At 42.6% G+C, this 20,297-nt stretch carries 20 protein-coding genes and 1 riboswitch; of the genes, 7 read left to right on the top strand and 13 right to left on the bottom strand.

What is annotated here, in order from left to right; translation table 11 throughout:
• Nucleotides 1–734 precede the first annotated feature (734 nt).
• The 4 genes from HUB64_RS05220 to HUB64_RS05205 all read right to left on the bottom strand — a co-directional run bounded on the left by HUB64_RS05220 (nt 735) and on the right by HUB64_RS05205 (nt 3,655).
• On the bottom strand, nt 735–944 hold the full coding sequence (locus HUB64_RS05220) for a cold-shock protein (protein ID WP_011789734.1): 210 nt from the start codon (nt 942–944) through the stop codon (nt 735–737).
• Nucleotides 945–1,251: 307 nt separating this feature from the next.
• Nucleotides 1,252–2,067 (bottom strand): 23S rRNA (guanine(745)-N(1))-methyltransferase, encoded by an 816-nt coding sequence (gene rlmA / locus HUB64_RS05215; protein WP_173245473.1) that lies wholly within the window; start codon nt 2,065–2,067, stop codon nt 1,252–1,254.
• Nucleotides 2,068–2,107: 40 nt separating this feature from the next.
• Complete coding sequence (locus HUB64_RS05210) at nt 2,108–2,956, bottom strand: hypothetical protein (protein ID WP_173245476.1); 849 nt, start codon at nt 2,954–2,956, stop codon at nt 2,108–2,110.
• A gap of 291 nt (nt 2,957–3,247) precedes the next feature.
• Nucleotides 3,248–3,655 carry a DUF1398 family protein gene (locus HUB64_RS05205; protein WP_173245479.1) on the bottom strand — a complete coding sequence of 136 codons (408 nt, stop codon included), beginning with the start codon at nt 3,653–3,655 and terminating at the stop codon, nt 3,248–3,250.
• A gap of 451 nt (nt 3,656–4,106) precedes the next feature.
• On the opposite strand from HUB64_RS05205, the gene HUB64_RS05200 reads away from it, so the two are divergent.
• Nucleotides 4,107–5,030: a hypothetical protein gene (locus HUB64_RS05200; RefSeq protein ID WP_028760379.1), complete on the top strand. Its 924-nt coding sequence runs from the start codon at nt 4,107–4,109 to the stop codon at nt 5,028–5,030.
• A gap of 173 nt (nt 5,031–5,203) precedes the next feature.
• On the opposite strand, the gene HUB64_RS05195 is transcribed toward HUB64_RS05200, so the two are convergent.
• Nucleotides 5,204–7,450, bottom strand: a complete 2,247-nt coding sequence (locus HUB64_RS05195; protein WP_173245485.1) for a TonB-dependent receptor — start codon at nt 7,448–7,450, stop codon at nt 5,204–5,206.
• A 231-nt stretch (nt 7,451–7,681) separates the two neighbouring features.
• Here HUB64_RS05195 and HUB64_RS05190 point away from each other — a divergent pair, with 231 nt between their 5' ends.
• A complete protein-coding gene (locus tag HUB64_RS05190) occupies nt 7,682–8,143 on the top strand; it encodes a Fur family transcriptional regulator (protein WP_049821724.1) in 462 nt (153 codons plus the stop codon).
• Between the two features lie 335 nt (nt 8,144–8,478).
• Here the strand turns inward: HUB64_RS05190 and HUB64_RS23370 are convergent, their stop codons facing one another.
• Together HUB64_RS23370 and HUB64_RS05180 are read right to left on the bottom strand one after the other, a co-directional pair.
• A complete protein-coding gene (locus HUB64_RS23370) occupies nt 8,479–8,697 on the bottom strand; it encodes an Arm DNA-binding domain-containing protein (RefSeq protein WP_173245488.1) in 219 nt (72 codons plus the stop codon).
• A 956-nt stretch (nt 8,698–9,653) separates the two neighbouring features.
• Nucleotides 9,654–10,394: a carbonic anhydrase gene (locus HUB64_RS05180; protein ID WP_131524350.1), complete on the bottom strand. Its 741-nt coding sequence runs from the start codon at nt 10,392–10,394 to the stop codon at nt 9,654–9,656.
• A gap of 551 nt (nt 10,395–10,945) precedes the next feature.
• A riboswitch (yybP-ykoY riboswitch) is annotated at nt 10,946–11,057 on the top strand.
• A 92-nt stretch (nt 11,058–11,149) separates the two neighbouring features.
• On the opposite strand from HUB64_RS05180, the gene HUB64_RS05175 reads away from it, so the two are divergent.
• The 3 genes from HUB64_RS05175 to HUB64_RS05165 all read left to right on the top strand — a co-directional run bounded on the left by HUB64_RS05175 (nt 11,150) and on the right by HUB64_RS05165 (nt 14,600).
• Nucleotides 11,150–12,151, top strand: a complete 1,002-nt coding sequence (locus tag HUB64_RS05175) for a sodium:calcium antiporter (RefSeq protein WP_173496527.1) — start codon at nt 11,150–11,152, stop codon at nt 12,149–12,151.
• 92 nt (nt 12,152–12,243) lie between these two features.
• A complete protein-coding gene (locus tag HUB64_RS05170; protein WP_173245497.1) occupies nt 12,244–12,636 on the top strand; it encodes a diguanylate cyclase in 393 nt (130 codons plus the stop codon).
• A 242-nt stretch (nt 12,637–12,878) separates the two neighbouring features.
• Nucleotides 12,879–14,600, top strand: coding sequence for a potassium/proton antiporter (locus HUB64_RS05165; RefSeq protein ID WP_131524348.1), 1,722 nt, complete (start codon nt 12,879–12,881; stop codon nt 14,598–14,600).
• A 196-nt stretch (nt 14,601–14,796) separates the two neighbouring features.
• Here the strand turns inward: HUB64_RS05165 and HUB64_RS05160 are convergent, their stop codons facing one another.
• The 3 genes from HUB64_RS05160 to HUB64_RS05150 are packed head-to-tail and all read right to left on the bottom strand — an operon-like array spanning nt 14,797 to nt 15,610.
• Nucleotides 14,797–15,156, bottom strand: coding sequence for a hypothetical protein (locus tag HUB64_RS05160; RefSeq protein WP_173245500.1), 360 nt, complete (start codon nt 15,154–15,156; stop codon nt 14,797–14,799).
• Nucleotides 15,146–15,361 carry a helix-turn-helix transcriptional regulator gene (locus tag HUB64_RS05155; protein WP_168823718.1) on the bottom strand — a complete coding sequence of 72 codons (216 nt, stop codon included), beginning with the start codon at nt 15,359–15,361 and terminating at the stop codon, nt 15,146–15,148. The genes HUB64_RS05160 and HUB64_RS05155 overlap by 11 nt, the downstream gene beginning before the upstream one ends.
• A gap of 54 nt (nt 15,362–15,415) precedes the next feature.
• Nucleotides 15,416–15,610: a hypothetical protein gene (locus tag HUB64_RS05150; RefSeq protein WP_242068345.1), complete on the bottom strand. Its 195-nt coding sequence runs from the start codon at nt 15,608–15,610 to the stop codon at nt 15,416–15,418.
• A gap of 306 nt (nt 15,611–15,916) precedes the next feature.
• Between HUB64_RS05150 and HUB64_RS05145 the strand changes: the two genes are divergently transcribed.
• On the top strand, nt 15,917–16,132 hold the full coding sequence (locus HUB64_RS05145) for an AlpA family transcriptional regulator (RefSeq protein WP_173245503.1): 216 nt from the start codon (nt 15,917–15,919) through the stop codon (nt 16,130–16,132).
• A 70-nt stretch (nt 16,133–16,202) separates the two neighbouring features.
• Here the strand turns inward: HUB64_RS05145 and HUB64_RS05140 are convergent, their stop codons facing one another.
• From HUB64_RS05140 to HUB64_RS05130, 3 genes are all read right to left on the bottom strand, one after another.
• Nucleotides 16,203–16,379 (bottom strand): hypothetical protein, encoded by a 177-nt coding sequence (locus HUB64_RS05140; protein ID WP_173496526.1) that lies wholly within the window; start codon nt 16,377–16,379, stop codon nt 16,203–16,205.
• Nucleotides 16,380–16,639: 260 nt separating this feature from the next.
• On the bottom strand, nt 16,640–17,254 hold the full coding sequence (locus tag HUB64_RS05135; protein WP_173245509.1) for a hypothetical protein: 615 nt from the start codon (nt 17,252–17,254) through the stop codon (nt 16,640–16,642).
• Nucleotides 17,255–17,818: 564 nt separating this feature from the next.
• Entirely contained in the window at nt 17,819–18,694 is an 876-nt protein-coding gene (locus tag HUB64_RS05130; RefSeq protein WP_254451395.1) for an integrase family protein, read from the bottom strand.
• Nucleotides 18,695–18,870: 176 nt separating this feature from the next.
• On the opposite strand from HUB64_RS05130, the gene sbcB reads away from it, so the two are divergent.
• A complete protein-coding gene (gene sbcB, locus HUB64_RS05125) occupies nt 18,871–20,289 on the top strand; it encodes an exodeoxyribonuclease I (protein WP_173496525.1) in 1,419 nt (472 codons plus the stop codon).
• Nucleotides 20,290–20,297: the final 8 nt, after the last annotated feature.

The raw sequence follows: 20,297 nt of genomic DNA, 5'->3' as shown, positions 1-20,297 counted from the left end.
GGAAAGCATTATTCCGCTATAAAGTAGCCGATAATTAAGTTGGATTAGCAGCCTAAAGCTTCTGTCGGAAATACTTAAATGTACGAAATGCAAGGCATCTCAATAGCCATATTCGTTTTTTGGTCGGCTCCAAACTACATCATAAATAAGCTAGTGTTCTTTAATATCAAGCACTAAATGCTTTGCCAGCCTTAACTCTTTACTACAAGGCTTTCAGCCTTAGGTGCAGCTTAGTATATGTAGGATAACTAAGTGCAAGAAATGCAAGTGCACCAATCATATTCGGCAATATCTGAAGTCACTGATTTACAACAAATGAATGATTAGACACATTCGCGTTCGACATTGAATATAAGATTACGCAAAAAATAAACTCGATAAGAGTAAGCGTTAAGAGTTAAGAGTTAAGAGTTAAGAGTTAAGAGTTAAGAGTTAAGAGTTAACATATAATGGAATTGAATGTTACAGGAGTAAAAATAAGGAGAGTGTATCAAATGGTTTTATTGAAAATCTTGGAGATATCAGAATTGGATTCTAACAGAGAAATATTAGAGGATTAACTTCAGATTTAAGCATTAAATTAATGCGACATGTTAAGTGGATCTCGTCGCTTATACTGGATTCAACAATCTAAACTAAATGAAATTTTATTTTCGCACAAATAAAAAGAGCCACGGAATTAACCACAGCCCTTTAATCCATTGCTATCAGCTCCAGGCTAACAGCACTGAAAATTAACCAATGATAGTTACGTTTTCAGCTTGTGGACCTTTTTGACCTTGAGTCACAGTGAAAGACACTTTTTGGCCTTCATCAAGAGTTTTGAAACCGTCAGAGTTGATCGCACGGAAGTGTACGAATACATCTGGACCAGATTCTTGCTCAATGAATCCGAAACCTTTGTCAGAGTTGAACCACTTAACAACACCAGTAACTTGAGACATAATATAAATCCTGTAAATAAAAAATTAAAGCCTTAACGGCGGGTGGAGCTGGAAAATGCCGGTATTACTTATGTTTACAGGACGAACTGGTCGTATTGAACACATAAATATAAGCCCAACCTTCAAGCTGATAAGACTATAAACCATTCTAAAGATAAGTCAACACACTGCGACACTTTGGATTATTTATTTTGCCTAAATCTACTTTACGGTTTTGCAACCGGCTAGCAGAACACTAGGTTCATGCTGTTTAGCAAGTACAGTTAAGCATTTTAAATAACTTATTTCAATAGCTTAATCTTATCACTTACTTTGAAATCCGATGCACTTCAATTTGAAAATCCAATTCACAGTTCAGTCCTTGCAACGCAAATGCTTGCTTTTGGGCATGAGTAAACTTCCAAGCATAGGGCGTCATTTCTAAAAAATGAGCGATATGTTCACTGTTTGCCAGTTCTAACTGGGAGATTAAGCGCTCCTGATGAAGACACTCAAATCCAGCAATATGCGCTGTGGAAACGGGATGTAATCTTGGCTCAGCATAAATTTGTTGTTTCAACGCAAAATGGTGTAAAGGTCCCGGAGAAACCGTTATCAGTAAGCCTCCATCAGCCATAATTCGTTGTAACTCTTCTACTTTTGAAGGGGCATAAATACGAATGGCAAGATCGACACTTTGGGATGCGATTGGCATTTCATAGGCACTTGCGACACAAAATTGCAAATTAGGGTAACGTTTAGCTGCATATTTAATTGCAGACTTAGAAATATCTATACCTTGTAAATTGCAATCATGGTGCTGGCTCAACACATGGAATAAACGTTGACTGTAGTACCCTTCCCCACAGCCTATATCGAGGATTTGTTTTGCTTCGGCACTAAACTCAAGCGCGAGCTCATTCACTCTATCACTCAAACCTTGATAGTAACCCGCGTTTAAAAATTCACGCCGAGCAAACATCATCTGTTTATTATCACCAGGATCTTTTGAGTTTTTCTTCTGTACAGGTAATAAGTTGACATAGCCTTCTTTGGCCATATCAAACTTATGTTGCTGTGAACAACCCCAAGTTCGCTCCGTTAACGTCAGTGGGGCGGCACACAGGGGACATAAATAATGCATAATGGACTCTTATCATTTAGCTAAATTTGGGTAAAAAAGTTTATGTTTCGTCTTCCATCAATCGGTCTACCATCAGGATCAATTCCGGTGAAGCGAGTAATTCATAACACTCTAATTTTCTTAATAGCTTATCAGTGTTATCGACATCATTAGCAGCGCGGCTGTAGTTTGGTCGCTCAAACATATGGGTATAGGTTCTAAATAACCATTGTTGTTTTTGCAGTAGCAAGGGATCGATCCTTAATACTTCATCAGCAAGGCTGGCATGACATTGACCAAGCTCCCCACGCATAAACGCCTGCAATTCTAATCTAACCTGCTCGATTTCAGTCATGTAAATTGCAAGAGATTCAGATGATGCGGCATAGTCGTAGTGCCTTGCTAACAGTGCTTTAGCAACCATTAACGCTTTGGGCTCATGCAAAACCCGCAAATCCGCTTCTAAGGGTACTAACTCAAACTTTGAATTGGCTTGTAAGGCAAAAGTTAAGTAACTATCTGCACCTATTAAGTCATTATCTGCACCTAAATGACGAGTCGTATCTAAGGTAAAAGATACACCTCGCCTCAATTCAGCCGCACAAAATTTCGCAGCAGTTCCCATCCGTGTATAAAGCCTAAAACCTTGCCCAAGGCTGCGGGTTATTGGTGTATTGAAAGCCTGAGGGCTTTGCGGTAACGATTCGACCTTAAGACCCATAAACGGCTGGAAGCGGATGACTATATTTTGCTGACTTCCGGCTTCAGCGATGACGATAATCTCTAGTAAAGGGGCATTGATCGCCTGCGACACAATAAAATCACTCACATCGTCGGGTAGCCGTAATGTGAGTATTGATGCCTTTGCAACACCAAGCACCATAGGTTCATTTAGAAATTGATGGTACATAAGACATTATTCTCCTATTTAACCGCAATTGTACCGTCCAATACCAATTAAAATCACCCCGTAAACCATTACCATCGCAAGATATGACTTAATCTTCATGATGCCGTAAATCGGCATTCGAGAAATAGTAGTGACTATTGCGTGGTAGCATATTTATGCCTCCAGTGATCTATAACGTTAAGCACACAGGAAGATGTAAGTGACGTATACAATGAACTTCACGTAACCATTCACCCAATGTAAAACTCACGATGCACCCTGCCCAGAAAGTGGCGAGCCTAGTCAGCATTGTTAGACAACGCTCGGCTTAGCGCCAGAAAACCATTCGGTATGCTGGTCACCTTGACGGCCAAAATAGGTTACACGTTTACCTCGCAAAAACACGAAATAACCTTGAACTCCTGCATTCATAGCGCGCTGGCAGAAAAGCCGAAATTTTTGCCCATGCTGCTGACTATCCAAGATGGCAGCTCTGAGTTCAATCACATTAAAATTGTCAGCAATTAATGGAAGTCCCTCAAATGATAAAGGTGATTGCACTGTAGAACCTGCTGCGCTATAGAAAGTAAATAACTTCAAGGCATAGTCTACATAGTAATACTCGACACCTTCAGCAATAAGATTGCCGACAATTTGAGGAAATGGTATTAATCCAGACAAGGTTGCTTGTGCAGATTCTAAAATTTTATCCGAGTTCATTGATGTCCTCTCTGGGTCTTGAGTGGTCAATTTATATGTTTAACATCAGCAGTAGAGCCAAAGTGATAGCACTGTAAAAACGTGGAGCATGTGCCAGCGCGGGTTAAACGCTCAAAGCACGTACTCATAAATGATTAACGCAATAAACACGACCTTCAAACTTCCCCAAAATCGTTGCCAGACTACAAACACGTTTATGCATATATAACGTAAAGCCATATTAAAAACACTATGGCCAAACTACATAAGGACTTTAAAATATTCAGCGAGCCACTCGCACCCAGTGCCAACACCGTTGGGCTGTCTAAATTGATTTACAACTCACATAAACCCAAACTAAAAAAATGTATCATTTACGCTTATCATCTGTTTCTTTATCCCGCAAGCCATCTAGGCTACTGCTAAAATAAGCACACCGAATCAATTTCAACCTCTAGCAATGAGTTTATTGATGGATAATTTACAGCGACTGGGCATTATTTTTTGTATTCTTTCCCTGTGGGTCTTGGCAAACATACCCGTCACTTATGCTAATGATCAATTCATTATCAATCAGTCTGAATCCAAGCTTGATCACAGATATCAGTATACTTATGACCTTTTACAATTAGTTATTGATGCAACCAAAGCCGATTTTGGTGAAGCATCACTGCAAGTCTCAGATCTAATAATGAGTCGAAATCGTATCTTCAGAGCATTACAAGAGGGTGAAACCATCAATGTTATTGCAGAAGCCTCTAACCTACAGTGGAATAAACAGCTTATTCCAATAAAAATTCCTATTAGAAAAGGCATTCAGGGATTTAGAATTTTTATTATTAAAAAGGAAAATGTACCTAGGTTAGCCCAAATTACCTCGCTAGCGCAGTTAACTGCTCTTGATACTGGTTCAGGTAGCCAATGGTCGACTAAAGTTGCCATGCAACAAGCAGGATTTAAGATTATAGAAAGCAATCAATATGACAGTTTATTTAATATGCTATCAAAAGGACGGTTTATAACATTTGGCCGCGGAGTGAATGAAGTATTTCAAGAGGTTGAGCAGTTTAATCAACAATATCCAGATCTCGTTGTTGATGAAAGCATCATGCTACATATTCCACTAGCGACATATTATTATGTTTCGCCTAACAAACCTCGCTTAGCTCAGCGAATACAAATTGGCCTCCAGAGAATTATCGATAATGGTCAATTTGACCAGTTATTTTATCAACGCCATTGCGATTTTTTGATAAAAAGTAAATTGAATCAACGATTAGTTTTTAAAATTGACAATCCTTTTATATCTGAATCAGAAATGACTTCCATTGTCGGTAAAGATTTCTTACTCAATCCAATGGATGACTTTTCCATATTATGTAAGAAATATCATTGAATAGGCTTCATCAGATAAACGCTTTGGGTCCGTCATGACTTAAAAACATCTCTCGGAAAATGGGATAAAAAACAGCAAGTCGCGGCTTGAATTGAAGGAGGTTAGATTTTTGGCCTTGGGTATCAAGAAATCAAATGAAAACCTTCAAGGCCATTAGCCTTGAAGGAAACTTTTTAGAATTGCACTCTGACACCAATAGCCGCTGAGCGACCTGGCATAGGGGATAAATGCCTTAGGAAACTGTTATGTGGGCGCGCATCTACATCGGTAAGATTATCTAAGCTTAGGTAGAATTGAGTCGGCACTTTCGAAATGACTTGATCTAAAGTGATATTGGCTCCGAGCAAAGCATAAGATTCAGAGGGCCTCTCAAATCTGCTAACGTCACCTTGTGAATGATAGCGAACATAATCGATGGACACTGTAAGCGCATCATACTGCCAATTTAGTGCAGTGCCTGTTTTGGATTGTGGTGTTCGAGGCATTGAAGTGCCTTCTAACCTGCGGCGAAAGTATTCGTCCCGCTCACCAGCGAGAGGTGGGCGAATACTAAAGATATCGTAACTACCATCGTATTGATATCGAGGAGTATTTCTCACTCTGTCAGTAAATGCGCTGAGCTCAAAAACTCCCCACCTTTGCCACGGGAAGGTATAGATAGCTTGTACCTCTAACCCTTGATTGTTTGTATCTGCTTGGCGCCATTCACGAACATAAGTACCATTACGCTCAAGGCCTGTACTACCAAGATAAATAAAATCATTGAATTGATTTTGATACCAACTTGCCATTAGCTGTAAATCGGCGATTTTAGCGGTGGTATTTATTTCAAAGGAGTGATTAATTTCCTTTTTAAGATTTGAGCTGCCCTGTTCTTCAATTAACAGAGCATAGTGTGGGTTACTGGCGTAAAGCTCATTCATTTCAGGAGCACGCTCGGCATGAACGTAATTGACTCGTGTTGACCAATTTTGCAATATGTCCCATTGCAGTGATCCTGAGTAGCTTTGGAGATAAAAATTTCTATCTTTAACATTCGCTCCTGAGCCTCGACCTACCTTGTAACCCTCTGCGTTTACTTGGTGCTTAATCACATCATAACGACCTCCAAACTCAAAAGTAACCGGACCAAAGTGCAGGGTTTGTAGCGTATAGGCTGCATAGTTTTGACTATCGACATCAGGCATGTAATTGTCATAGCCCTCCCCTTTATAGGCTTTAGTGTCGTACTGTAATCCTAAGACACCATCGAAGTTTGATGTCCAACTATGATAGAGCTTAGGGCTAATGACCCAAGAGGTAAGTTCGAATTGGTTGACGGATACCTCTGCCATATGCTCATCATCGACTTGATTCGAATAGGCGCCATCGAGGCTAAATGAGTTTATCCAATTGTCATCCCAGTTTTCGACATACTTCATATCTACGCGATCACCACGGGAGAAAATTCGAATATTACCCCGTTGATCAAAATCCACTGGTGCGCTGCTGCCACGACGCATAAATCCCGGAATACCGCGATGAGTGTCCGTATAACCATAAGCCAAACCCAAAAGACGTTGTTGGCCAGTGTAGCTTCCGCCTGCCGAGAATGATGATGTGTGGTGGCTGCTGTTAAGTACAGTGCCATTACTGTCTATTGAGTAGTCGGTGATAATTTGTTGTTCTAAAGGTGTAGCATCTTCATAGCGTTTTAATTGATTGTTCATCTGCCACACAGGTTGCGCATATTTGATTTGGCATAGATCGGCAAACTGTGCGGCACCTACGACTTTTGACCACGTTTTACAATCGCTGTCTTTAGAATATCCAGGGATATCATAGTCACCACGGTCTTTGTTGATCATATTCAGCGCAAAGTTAAAAGATTCATTCCCTGCGGTAAGTTTTGCCAGTGCGGTACTTGTACTATTGAAGCCAGCTTTCACTTCAGCGCGACTGTTAAACCCATTGATTGGGCTCAATGGAATACGACCATCTTGGAGATCAACAATACCTGCCATCGCTTGCCCACCATAGGCAATAACAGCTGTAGGACCTTTAATGACCAAGATACTGTCAGCAAGAAAGGGCTCGATGGGGATGTATTGATCCTCACTCACCGACGACATATCCTCAACTTGAGTTCCATTGAGCAACATTTTAACCCTGTTTCCACCAAATCCACGGATTTGTGGCCTACCCGATGAGCTACCAAAAAAACCACTGTCTACTCCCGGTAATTTGCTTAAAGTTTCTCCTAAGGTATCGGCTTTACGATTATTTAGTTCATCGCCGCTGAGTTCGATTTTACTGGCTTGTATTCTTTGGCTTAATGGTTTTTCTAAAGCATGCCCAGTGACATTGATACGTTCAATAGGTTCTGCTGAAACAGCTAAAGTGCCAACACCTAATAACAGAAGGTATTTGTGGGAATTCATTTTGTGGGTCGTCTCCATATGATTACTGCTAAAAAAATGATACGTTATAACGTATCATTATGTATCAGTCGAGTTCAATATGAATGAAAGCAAATTAAGTTACTGATTGTAAATGGCAATCAGAACAGCACTCGGTATGGTGACTGATGATTGCTAACAAAGATTGTCATTAGAAGGGGTGGATCAGGTAAACTGTGCAAGTATGATCATTTCAAAAAAATTGGCAGTTCTATGACGGGAAAAAATCTTGATTTACTGCGTGAAGTAGTGAAAAAGTGTGAAGAAAAAGGCATCAATCTTACCAGTAAGCGCAAAAAAGTACTTATCGTATTACAGGAACATGATGTTCCTTTGTCTGCCTATGAAATTGCCGATGTGTTAAAACAAAGTTTGGGCGAGAGTTTACCCATAATGTCTATCTATCGCATGTTGGATTTCTTAGTACAGGAACAATTAGTGCATAAGTTATTAACGGTGAATAAGTATATTGCCTGCCATCATGTATGCGATCATCACATTCACAATCAATTTTTAATTTGTAATACTTGTCAAAAAGTCACGGAGATAGCATTGCCCACTGCTCTTGTTGAACAGTTACAGTTGAATGTTAGCCAAGCAGAATTTACCTTATCGAGCCCACAGCTTGAATTAGCGGGATGGTGTCATGAATGTCAGCAGCAACATAATAGTTAAGTTATGTACATTAACTAATTTGGAACGCTATTTATCATGGTTGCTGAACTTATCCCATACTCACAGTAACGCTATAAATCCCCCAGCCTCCGACATTCTGGTCGATAATGTCCGTCTAAAATCGTGGATATGCCAGTCTTGGTTTAATATCGCGGACCAGCTCATTAATGAAAGCAACATTACCCGGTCGCTTGCCGTGGGAAAGCGCCATGGCGAGTGATATAAGTTCCACTGTTCTTATAATATCTCGAGTAAAGCGGAACTGATCGGCCTTCGAATGTGTTAAGCGGTTTCCAAAACGCATAGGGTTCTATAATATTTACCCATGAATTTAGTCACACAGGGACCAGCTTACGTGCGTCAGCAAGTCCTAAATCCGGGTAGAGACCAAAGGTTAAACACCCTGATGGATTATCAATCCTAAATCGATACTGCCATGTTATAGTCCCTGCAGGGGTAATACGAACGCTTAAGCCGTTGCGGTCAGCAAGCTCTGGTTTCTCTAAATATGGTTTGCCGTTTATTGCACGTAACCAATTGTCAGATAAAGACATTTTAATTACCCTGTGTACATGTGATTTTAGCTAATCTGACGCAGAACCCAATATATACAGATTATGTACTCACATCGAAGAGCTGCATACTAAATTGATGTGAATGACAACGAATCCAATTAAAGCAATTTAACTATTGATAACATGAAGTTACATGCTTTAGAGAACGAAAATAAATAAAGATGAAAGACGATAAAGCAGGGTCAATATTTTAGCACGACTACGGAAACATGTAATATTAACCATTGATTTATAATAAATATATGTACAAACTTCGTTTAAGAACCTTCCAATATCACAGCTGCTAAACAACAAAATCACTTCTAAATTCGATACTATTTTTTAATTGCAAAAAAATGTTGTCTAATTATGTTTATCTATTAAAAAGTGGTGTGTATGACAAGTGCTTAAGAACTTCCGGCTCAATACTTCTGATTACTTTAGCAGAGTGTTCTAATTCTAAATTAAGCTCAGACCAACCATCAGTGCTCATAAACTCTGCCAGTAGATAACAAATCCTAGGTGTAACGGCTCACAATCGAAATTCCTTGTGCTCGCAATTAGCGCAATCTTCGGCTCAGATTAAGTGACAATAAAATCTTACTGAGCTCACATTAAGTGATAGACAGATGACGGTCAGCTTTATTGGTAGTGCTTAATTTCAATGCAGTGTTCAGTTTACAATAGTGTTCTGTCGCGCAGAGTTTGCGTCAGCAAGGCGAGCTCCTGATCTTTGCTTCAAACCCGAGCATAACCGTAAAAGGCCATTGTTATTAAAAATGTCTCGTTAGGCTTTAGATGAGGAAAACATAACATCCAAATGAGACAGAAAAACCGTCTCATTTGGATGTATGCTTTAGGTATACTCAAAACATACATTAGCATCAGAGATAAAATTTAATAATCTCTTAGTAGAGTGCGAGGCTGACTTTTTGGGCTACGGACTTCTGTTGCAGTTATACCTCGAAAAACTCAATCTTACCGCCAGTAAGGTGATACATACTACCAACGATTTTAATTTTATTCTGGTCTTCCAGCTGTTTCAGTACCGGGCTGTTTTTGCGGATATTCTCGATAGTCAGTTCAACATTTTTCCTTGCCACAGCATCGACAAAATCGTAATTACTCCCTTTACGCTCTCCGGTGTACTCTGTTTTTTCAATAGCAGGTTTAATTTCATTCAGCAGGCCCGTCAGGTTGCCTAGTTCTGCATTATCAATAGCGCCACGTATCGCACCACAGCGGGTATGCCCCATAACCAGCACCAATTTCGCACCAGCAAGAGCACAGGCGAATTCCATACTGCCCAATATATCGCGATTACTGATATTACCCGCAACACGGGAATTGAACGTTTCGCCGATCCCCGCATCCAGCACAATTTCCGCTGGCGCACGTGAGTCAATGCAGCTAAGGATCACTGCAGCAGGATACTGACCCGTGATACTGTTGCGTTTCTGCGCTAAATAATCATGTTTCGCCGTGCGATTCTCCCGGAAGCGCAGATTACCCTGCTTAAAATGTTCAATCACAGCATCAGGTGTCATGCCATCACGTTCATCTTTACTGAGGGATGCCGCAAAAGAAATAGAGGGCACCGATAAAGCCGCCAGCCCAGTTACCGAAAGGGCCGAAACAGCAAGTGTTTGTTTCAGGATTGTCCGGCGTGAGGGTTGAGCCGGTTGGTTATTTTTCATAATGTTCTGCAGTCCAGTTTGTTGAGTTAACAAAGGTTGTTGCGATAGTACTGTTAAACAAATCACAGCTTCAACCTAATGATAGTGGAGACCCAGTCAACGAGATTAAATACGGGCGGCAGGGTTACAGGTATGGCGTTTTTCATTTGCAGTTATTGTGAGCCAGAAGCAATGGATAGCTAGCCCGAGGGATTTCGATTGCGAGCCGCCACACCTAGGTTCTTCCACTGATGCCTGTAACATTCCTGATAAACGAAATATTCCAAAATTTGTATGAATACGATTATCGAAAATTTCTTCATATGCTGCCTATAATTTCGCAGCTCAACTACCATAAGTCTAACAAAGCTAAGAGAAAGGGCTCATAAAGCAAAGATCAAAGGATCACAAAATAGATCTGTCAAAGTTGTTGTTTCCCGCATACCTACTATTTTCAACTTCTGAGCAGAAAAACAAAATAACAACGCAAAATCAATATAATACACAGAGCTTGAAATTATGAGCACACTAAAACCTAATGGCGACATTTACCTGCAAGAACGGTAAAATGCCCCATTGTCATTGGGGAGTAGTCATCCTTAGCCTCCCACTAAGGAGTCCACGTCAACAAAATTGAGGTCTAACACCTCATGGCGTGGTCAGCCTCTGCGAATGCGGAGAGCCAGGCGAGACCTTTGGCCGCAATACGCTTTCCCAGCCGGGCGAGCAGTGTTGTCGTGCCATTGGATTATTGCTCGCCCGGCCGGATTGCTCACATGATCCTTACTCTTACTCTGTTTTTCCTCTCGGCAGGTACCATTTATTTGGCCTGCGAATACTTCGTCAACGGCATCGAATGGTTCGGCCGCCGTTTGAATCTTGGCGCGACTGCAGTGGGTTCAGTACTTGCAGCCTTCGGTACAGCACTACCTGAAACGGCGGTGACCTTCATTGCCGTTGTCTTCGGCAAAACACCAGAGCAAAAGGACATTGGCGTCGGCGCAGCCATGGGCGGTCCGCTCGTTCTCGCTACCTTAGCCTATGCAGTGGTCGGCTTGGCACTGATTTACCACCATCGCCGCCTTCAACGGGAAACGTATCATGTACGTGCCGATCACGCCCGTATGAGTCACGACCAGCTCGCCTTTCTCGCAGTGTTTGTAGTGAAAGTGGCACTTGGCCTAATCGCCTTTGCCATCAAGCCGTGGCTGGGTGTCTTGTTTCTCGTAGCCTACGCAATCTATGTCTGGCGCGAAATTCAGGAGAGCGACACAGCGCCTGAAGAAGAGATTGAACCTCTCAAAATTCAGCCTTCCGTGACGGAGCCATCGTTAAAATGGGCGGCGCTGCAAGCCGTGTTGTCCCTGATAGTCATAGGCATTGCATCCCATATATTCGTAGGTCAACTTGAGGCCATTGGTACAGCGCTACAATGGTCACCACACTTGGTAGCATTGCTGCTGAGTCCGGTGGCGACGGAGCTGCCCGAGATGATGAACACACTTATATGGATACGGCAAGGAAAGGAACGCTTGGCATTGGCCAATATTTCTGGTGCCATGATGATTCAGGCAACGATTCCCAGTGCGTTGGGTATCTTCTTTACGCCATGGCTTTTTGATGGCCCACTGATGGCGGCAGGAGTCATTACTGCTTTGGCTATTATTTTTCTGTGGCAGCTATTTCGACGAGGCGTTGTCGATGCGCGTGCATTGGTCGCAGTAAGCTCATTGTACGGCGTATTTGCCTTGCTGATTGCGTTCTACTTCCCTCTCTAAGGAGCAAAGTGTCAGAGAACGCCGTGTGGTACGGCGTTCCTATTTGGCTAAATTTGCCCAACGCGCCAAGAGTGTAATGTTAAATTTTGTAAATGTTGCAAAAAATTGATTTAAATGAATTAAACTTTTCAGCGATCCTTGTGACCATCAGTAGTGATGATCAATGTATATGTCTCGTCACAAAAGCACTACGCACAGCGATACACCGCCCGAACGATTTGGTTGCGCACTATGGTGGTGAGAAATTTATTTGTCTATTACCGGATACTCAGCATTTAGGCGCGATGAACATACCTCATCGTCAACGCAGTGCTCGCTTTACATTTACTCTAGTTTCCAAGCGGTCACCATTAACTGGCGTTGCGAGTATTCAACCTCATCGGCATTTGAAATGGCAAACGCTTATTGAATCCGCAGATAAGCAATCATACTTAGCTAAAAAGCATGGACGTAATCAAGTCAGCAGGGCCAGCTTGCTACGGTAAACACCATTATTGAGTGCCAATCGTAAATTTTGATTTTTTGAAATTATCAAAATTGAAATGTGAAGTGGGTCGCGTAGCATTTGGATAAATGGAATCATTGACTACAAGACCAAAATGCATCACGCATTTGACGATTTCTAACTGACAATTAGGCTTAGTGAAGTATCTTTTTAGAGCTGGCGCAGTCATTGAAAGCTCTGTAATGGTTTAATTTCCCTACATTAATTAAAGAGAAACTATTTATGTTTGTGATCGATCAAATTATTCTCCTCGCCGCGATTTTGATTATTCTTGGTATTTTATCCAGTAAATTGTCTGCGAGATTGGGTTTACCCGTACTGGTGCTCTTTCTCATGGTGGGCATGTTAGCTGGTGAGGATGGCCCTGGAGGTATTGTTTTTGATAATGCACAAATTGCTCACGCGCTTGGGTCTTTAGCTTTAGCCATTATTTTGTTTGATGGTGGTTTGCAAACACCCATCGCGTCGATTAAGCAAGTGTGGAAGCCTGCTTCTGTGTTGGCGACTTTAGGCGTATTGGTGACTGCCATGATCACTGGTGCTGCAGCTGCTTATATTCTAGATGTTTCCTTACTTTACGGTTTACTGATTGGTGCCATTGTTGGTTCAACCGATGCCGCCGCCGTTTTCTCATTACTGCGTAATGCAGGTATTCATATCAACCCACGCCTTAAAGCCACATTAGAAATTGAAAGTGCGACTAACGATCCTATGGCAATTTTTTTAACAGTTGGCTTATTGGAGGTCATGGTCAAAGGGCTTGAACCAGGGACTGGATTATTGATGCTGTTTATCCAGCAAATGGGTATCGGCTCCGCAGTGGGTTTAGCGGCAGGCTGGTTATCAGTACGTATTATTAATCGTATCCATCTGACGACCTCTGGATTATATCCTGTGATGGTCGCGGCATTTGGTTTACTGTCCTTTGGCGTAGCAGCTAATCTTGGCGGCAGCGGCTTTTTAGCTATTTTTATCGCTGGTGTGGTGATAGGGAATAGTCGTTTTGTTTTTCAGCGCAGTACCTTTTTATTTCACGATGGTTTGGCATGGTTAGGCCAGATTGTTATGTTTGTGTTTTTAGGCTTGCTGATTAATCCTTCGTCTTTGCTGGATGTCTGGCAGGAAGGACTGATGATTGCAATCGTCCTGACCTTAATCGCACGCCCCTTGTCGGTAATCCCTGTACTGAAGATTTTTGGCTTTAATGCGCGTGAAATTACCCTAGTATCCTGGGTTGGGTTACGTGGTTCGGTGCCTATTATTCTGGCTATATATCCGCTGATTTATGGTCTGCCTGGTGCCAGTCTTATTTTTAGCGTGGTGTTTTTCGTCGTGTTAATTTCAGCGACAATACAGGGGTCAACATTACCCTGGGTTGCACGCGCTTTAGGACTCACGGAACCGCCTCCTGCGACACCTGCAGCGACACTGGAAATTACTGCTTTAGGCGATGTGGATGCTGACATTGTCGAGTATCAATTGGGCGATACCTCACGCGCTTCTGGTCGCCGTTTATCCCAAATGGCTTTACCTGACGGTACAGTAGTAGCGATGATAACCAGAGGAAACAATGTAATTCCACCTAGGGGATCAACCTTCCTGTATGCTGGCGATCATTTATTTATTGTGATGAAACCCGATGTGCGTGAGTTTGTTGATCTGGTTTGCTCTGGTGTTGCAGAAGCCAATCATTATGAATTACCTACGGGTGAATTGAAGTTGAAAGGCTACACCAAAGTAGCAGATTTAAAGCACTCCTACGGTATTGAACTCTCTGCTAATGATAATTTGTCATTAGATGAAGTGCTACGTCAGAGCTTGACTGACGAGCCGACCTTGGGTGCAAGTAAAGATTTTGGTGAAGTAATATTGCATGTTCGTGAGATGGTGGGTTCGAGGATTGCGACAGTGGGTATCGTACCGAACTCAGCCAATGAAAACTGATACCAAAACAATAATTTGTAAAAGCATAGTTTCATTGTGGTCAATATAGAGATCACACCTAAGCTCAGCGCATCATTTGATGGCTAATGATTTCGCATAGGTATCTGTCCGAACCTTTGATAAAATCCTGTCAACGGGTGAGCAGTCTTGGTGGACAACCGGCTAACCCGCCAGCCCTCTTAAGAGGGCGCTACTTCTAATTAATCCTATCTAGCAGTGCCATTTCGGCTTTTCTTAGCCAGAAGATGTAGGACTTTTTACTGTCAAATCCCATTAAGGCCCACTGCTCTTTACACAAGTAATGGGCGCGGATGGCACGTTTGCAGTTAATGGATAACTGCTCAACGAGGTGGTCATAGTGTGCGACATGGGCAGGCACGTTGAGTTCATGCTTTAAGTTGCCACCGCCCAAGGCTTCGCCTAAACGGTCGCAGGCGTAGCGGTTTGAAAAACCCTTGCCCAATTCTTGGTACACCCAATAACAGCCCCAGCGATATAACCCTAACCGTAACGCCTTAATGTTCATCCTCTGCTCGGGTTCATCGCTAAAGGCCATTAGCCACCTCATTTATCTTCTTAACCGAAAGCTTAAACACATCAATGCATATCGATGTCACATCGTCATAGGGCGCATTAGTGCGGCCATTTTCCCAACGTTGATAAGTGCTGCGACTGATGCCGTAAATCTCAGCCACTTCGTCTTGGGTCATGCCCCGTAAACGGCGCCCTACTTTCAGTAAATCCGCGGCGCGACTAGCCATAAATCCTCCTGCGTGAAGTCCATAACCCAGTTGTGCTATTTGTTATTGTCATTGTCATAACCATCCCACTAACATTGGCTCGTCCGTCTCAGTGGTCGATTGGCGCATAATCTCGGGCGCCACATCATCAAACCCCAGTGTAATTAAGTGTGTGTGGGAGGTAAATGCCTTAAACCGAATCGTTTCACTCCAATATTGCGCAGTGCGAATGCTCACCGGCCCTACATCGTAAGGGAATAAAACGCTCATACGACGGACATTGAAGCGGTGATCTGCATCGGCGAGGCGTTTTATTGCAACGCGGCGGGCTATTCACAAAAGCAAGCTGACATTGCGCAGCACAATGCTAAGGCCGAAGCCTTTAAACAGCGACTGTTATCACTGCGCCCTGCTCTCACCTTCACGGCGTTTAACAGCACCAAGGAGAAATCGGCATGAAGCAATCTGCAGTCATCAAAGACGCTTTACGCCAGTGTTATACCCTGCCCGCAAACAAGTCGGCAGCTGCCAACAATTTTTAAAACGACTCGCCGAGGAATTGGCAAAGGAAGGTAAATGATGATTTCGACCCAACCGACCGTGGATCAGCAAATGCAAGTGCCGCTCTTTCTTACCACTAAGGAAGTCATGACACGCTACCGGATTAGCTCATCAGCAACGCTTTGGAAGTGGCGAAGAAACGACGGTTTCCCTGCTCCTATCCATAATGGCCGCCATTACTTAAAAGCGTCGCTCGATAAGTGGGATGAAAAACAGCAAGTAGCTGCTTGAATTAATTTTTAAGCCTTAAGATAAAGCCCCATTTTTGGGGCTTTATTTTTAGACCTTTATCGATTGACTATTAGGCCATAAACTCATCGCCTTCGACATTACAGCCTTTACTACCGCAGTTAGTGCCTACTGCTACAGCATCAGCGATGATAGCGGCGAGTCCTGTGCCGACCAGTACTATTTGGGCAATTAACAAGACACCATCGGTTGATATCCATGCGACGACTGTCGCGATGAATGATACCACCGCGACTATGGCTCCAAACCAGCTTAGGCCACTGACGTTTCTAACAAAGCTATACATCGTCATTGATAACATAGCGTTTTAATGAGCTGAAAAACTGCATCTAGCAGCCCCTAAAAGAAGGCTGTAGCGATCAGTTCATCATTTTTAAGGTTAGTTCAAATGTGACTTTTAACAAAGGCTCACTTCGCTGGATGTTCAACAACAATCGCGTTAGTGGCAATAGTGAACTGATTGAATCATTCATGCGATATTTTGATGTTTTACCGTCCCATTCTATCGGGCTGCAGCCGAGACGTTATGTACTCTAAACCTGCTTGATAGCCTGCGGTTTCTGTTGTGTCACCGTTTTTGGCGACTAAATAAGTGGCTTTAAACATCATCAGCTTACAGACGGTTAGATAATAAAAATCATCGTCTTGCTTGAAAGCACAAAACTTTTTCCACGGTATGGTGATGGATTTACCGCTAGGGGGCACAAACGTTAGCGTCGAGGCTGTGGCGGTCACTGTATGGCACCCTTCTAGGCTCGCAAGGCTCTGTAAGGTTGTGTTTTCAATCGTTCGATCCAGAGTGGTTATCTTGCCTGCAAATTTGTTAGCTTGATTTTCGGCGATGTTTTTTAATACTAATTGCCACACAATAAGGTAAGCAATTGCACATATTGCGATTGCGATATATGTCTCTGGGGTGTGACTTTCTGCGAAAAAATAAAACAATAGCAACGGGGATAATAACGGGATCCATAGGAGTAATGCACGCACGATAAAGGCATGCATCCGCTTAGCTAATCGCGCATGGTTTGCAATGCGTGCTGAATCTATTCTTTCCGCGATTGTGATTAATTGTTCCCGCGTGATTAAAAATTTTAGTTCCATGACGTCCTTGCTTAACGTTAATCCGAACACTGTGCCAAGTGTATGATTAATTGAGTTGAAATGACTAAACCATAAATAAAGCTGATATTGAATAGATAACAGTTTACCTTGTGCCGAATTGAGCTCCAATGCACCTAATTACAAAGAGGTGTTTCTGCTGCACTGCAACGCAACTGATTTACATACTGAATAAGCTCACCATTTTCTGCTGTCAGCGACAAACATGCCTAACCCCTTCTTTCTAACACGACTATTTTGCTATCACCCAGAGCTTCCAATCTCAGCTTATTTGTCCATTTTTCATAGGCCTCAGCTTGATCATCTAACCAATCATGTTTGTTGTACACCGCCATCACCCCGCCTAATAGATAGCCTAACATCTTCTCTGTCACCTGGGGCAACACCCCAGCTTCTAACATTCTGGTCGATAATGTGCGTCTAAAATCCTGAATACGTCAGTCAGGGATTTCTAGTCTTAGTTTGATCTCGCGGATCAGCTTATTTTCTGAAGCGATGTTGCCTGGGCGCTTAAGATCGTTTGCTGCGGGAAAACTCCATAGTGAGTTATAGAGGTTCCACTGTTCTTGCAATATGTTCGAGTAAGGCGGGACTGATTGGCCTTCGGATTGGCAAATTAGTTTTGCTATTATTTATCGGGAAGGTCCAGACCATCGACTCAAGATCAAAATCAGCCCGTTTGGATTTTAATATTTCTGATATCCGCACCCCTGTTAGTAAACATGCCTTGATGGCATTGGTTACGGCTTTGGTCGCGCGGCATTTATCAAGCTCACGGATGATTTTGCCACACTCTAGAATGGTGAGTACTCGCGAACCGACTTCGGGCGCAGAACCCACATCACTGACTCGTAATTGAAGGACATCAACAAGCGATATCATTTGCCGGCGAACGGACCAGCTAAGTACCGTCTTTAACTGTTTGAGTATCGCGCCTGCGGTGACTCGACTATGAATTGCCTTTTTATCGAAAAAATCTATCCACTCGCCGAGTGTGATACTTTCGACTTTACGATCAGCAAAGGCATCATAGAGATGTGCTCTAAAGCAGGATTGGTACGTAGCAACAGTGCCCGGCTTAAGTGCTGCACTTCGCGCCGATAAAAACTGTTCACAGCAATCCCTCAGTGTTGTCTGGCCCACAAATGTGTTGCACTGTTTCCAAAACACACGTGGATCTATATTATTTGCCACTGAGTTCCGTAACTCAGAGATCAGTTTCCTTGCGTCAGCTAGTTTCAAATCAGGATAACGACCAAGGGTTAAGCGTCCATGTTGATTATCAATCCTAAATCGATACTGCCATGTTATAGTCCCTGCAGGGGTAATACGAACGCTTAAGCCGTCGCGGTCTGCAAGCTCTGGTTTCTCTAAATATGGATTGCCGTTTATTGCACGTAACCAATTGTCAGATAAAGACATTTTAATTACCCTGTGTACATGTGATTTTAGCTAATCTGACGCAGAACCCAATATATACAGATTATGTACTCACATCGAAGAGCTGCATACTAAATTGATGTGAATGACAACGAATCCAATTAAAGCAATTTAACTACTGATAACATGAAGTTACATGCTTTAGAGAACGAAAATAAATGAAGATGAAAGACGATAAAGCAGGGTCGATTTTTTGGCACGACTACGAAACATTTGGAGCGAACCCAGCGAAAGACAGACCCTCGCAATTTGCAGGCATTCGCACGGATTTAGATCTCAATATCATCGGCGAGCCTGAGACATTCTATTGTAAGCAAGCCACTGATTATTTGCCGTCTCCGGAAGCAATACTAATCACAGGGATCACTCCACAGTTAGCTAATTTAAAAGGCATCCCTGAAACTGAGTTTATGGGACGAATTCAAGCGCTATTTAGCCAACCAAACACTTGTGTTGCAGGTTATAACTCACTGCGTTTTGACGATGAAGTGACCCGTTATGGCTTTTATCGGAACTTTATCGATCCCTATGCCCGTGAATGGCAAAATGGCAACTCTCGTTGGGATATCATTGATTTAGTGCGCGCTTGTTATGCATTTAGGCCCGAAGGTATTAACTGGCCGACAAAGGAAGATGGCTCTCCGAGTTTTAAGCTAGAACATCTGACCCAAGCGAATGGTTTAAGCCATGAGAAAGCCCATGATGCTATGTCTGATGTGTATGCGACCATCGCTATGGCAAAACTCATTCGCGAGAAACAGCCTAAGTTATATCAGTACTATTTTGACCTGCGCCGTAAGCAAGCGGTTAGCGATCAAATCGATGTGCTCAATATGCAGCCTTTGGTTCACGTGAGCTCTAAAATTAGTGCGCGCAATGGTTGTGCAACGTTGATCTCACCCGTAGCGCACCATCCTACTAACAAAAATGCCGTTATTTGCGTTAATTTAGCCATGGATTTAACGCCGCTATTCGAGCTAGATGTCGAGCAAATTAAAACGCGCATGTATACGTCAAGGGCTGATCTTGCCGAAGATGAATTACCTATCGCAGTAAAACAAATTCATCTTAATAAGTGCCCTTTTATCACCTCGGCAAAAATCCTCAGTGATGAGCATGCCACTCGTTTAGGCATAGATAAAGAATTTGCCAGAGAGCAGTATAAACGCCTAAAACGTCACCCAGAATTACGCGAAAAACTGGCGCTATTATTTGAGCATGATGACAGCAGAGTAACCACAGATCCCGATTTGATGCTGTATTCTGGTGGGTTCTTTAGCCAAGCTGATAAAGCAAAAATGGAAATCATCCGTCATACCCTACCGCAAAATCTAGCGGCGTTAGATTTGCAGTTTGACGATCCACGTATTCCTGAAATGCTGTTTCGTTACCGCGCCCGTAATTACCCTGAACTACTCGATGATGCAGAGTCGCAGCGCTGGCGTGAATTCTGTCAAAGTCGCTTAGCCGATCAAGACTACGTACTTAAATTAGAAAATTTGCTACAAGAAACACAAGCGGATGAGACTAAGCAAAAGCTACTTGCTGCCCTTTGTCATTATTTGCGTGAACTTTAAATTGTGTA

Source organism: Shewanella sp. ISTPL2 (assembly GCF_013283205.1).
Taxonomy (GTDB): domain Bacteria; phylum Pseudomonadota; class Gammaproteobacteria; order Enterobacterales; family Shewanellaceae; genus Shewanella; species Shewanella oncorhynchi.
Note: the sequence above shows the minus strand (reverse complement) of the source record. Positions and strands in the feature narration are given on the sequence as shown.

Bases quoted from the DNA above. Each gene is read 5' to 3' on its own strand.
- HUB64_RS05220 (WP_011789734.1), bottom strand. From the start codon at position 944: ATGTCTCAAGTTACTGGTGTTGTTAAGTGGTTCAACTCTGACAAAGGT.
- rlmA (WP_173245473.1), bottom strand. From the start codon at position 2,067: ATGCATTATTTATGTCCCCTGTGTGCCGCCCCACTGACGTTAACGGAG.
- HUB64_RS05210 (WP_173245476.1), bottom strand. From the start codon at position 2,956: ATGTACCATCAATTTCTAAATGAACCTATGGTGCTTGGTGTTGCAAAG.
- HUB64_RS05205 (WP_173245479.1), bottom strand. From the start codon at position 3,655: ATGAACTCGGATAAAATTTTAGAATCTGCACAAGCAACCTTGTCTGGA.
- HUB64_RS05200 (WP_028760379.1), top strand. From the start codon at position 4,107: ATGGATAATTTACAGCGACTGGGCATTATTTTTTGTATTCTTTCCCTG.
- HUB64_RS05195 (WP_173245485.1), bottom strand. From the start codon at position 7,450: ATGAATTCCCACAAATACCTTCTGTTATTAGGTGTTGGCACTTTAGCT.
- HUB64_RS05190 (WP_049821724.1), top strand. From the start codon at position 7,682: ATGACGGGAAAAAATCTTGATTTACTGCGTGAAGTAGTGAAAAAGTGT.
- HUB64_RS23370 (WP_173245488.1), bottom strand. From the start codon at position 8,697: ATGTCTTTATCTGACAATTGGTTACGTGCAATAAACGGCAAACCATAT.
- HUB64_RS05180 (WP_131524350.1), bottom strand. From the start codon at position 10,394: ATGAAAAATAACCAACCGGCTCAACCCTCACGCCGGACAATCCTGAAA.
- HUB64_RS05175 (WP_173496527.1), top strand. From the start codon at position 11,150: ATGATCCTTACTCTTACTCTGTTTTTCCTCTCGGCAGGTACCATTTAT.
- HUB64_RS05170 (WP_173245497.1), top strand. From the start codon at position 12,244: ATGTTGCAAAAAATTGATTTAAATGAATTAAACTTTTCAGCGATCCTT.
- HUB64_RS05165 (WP_131524348.1), top strand. From the start codon at position 12,879: ATGTTTGTGATCGATCAAATTATTCTCCTCGCCGCGATTTTGATTATT.
- HUB64_RS05160 (WP_173245500.1), bottom strand. From the start codon at position 15,156: ATGGCCTTTAGCGATGAACCCGAGCAGAGGATGAACATTAAGGCGTTA.
- HUB64_RS05155 (WP_168823718.1), bottom strand. From the start codon at position 15,361: ATGGCTAGTCGCGCCGCGGATTTACTGAAAGTAGGGCGCCGTTTACGG.
- HUB64_RS05150 (WP_242068345.1), bottom strand. From the start codon at position 15,610: ATGAGCGTTTTATTCCCTTACGATGTAGGGCCGGTGAGCATTCGCACT.
- HUB64_RS05145 (WP_173245503.1), top strand. From the start codon at position 15,917: ATGATGATTTCGACCCAACCGACCGTGGATCAGCAAATGCAAGTGCCG.
- HUB64_RS05135 (WP_173245509.1), bottom strand. From the start codon at position 17,254: ATGGAACTAAAATTTTTAATCACGCGGGAACAATTAATCACAATCGCG.
- HUB64_RS05130 (WP_254451395.1), bottom strand. From the start codon at position 18,694: ATGTCTTTATCTGACAATTGGTTACGTGCAATAAACGGCAATCCATAT.
- sbcB (WP_173496525.1), top strand. From the start codon at position 18,871: ATGAAGATGAAAGACGATAAAGCAGGGTCGATTTTTTGGCACGACTAC.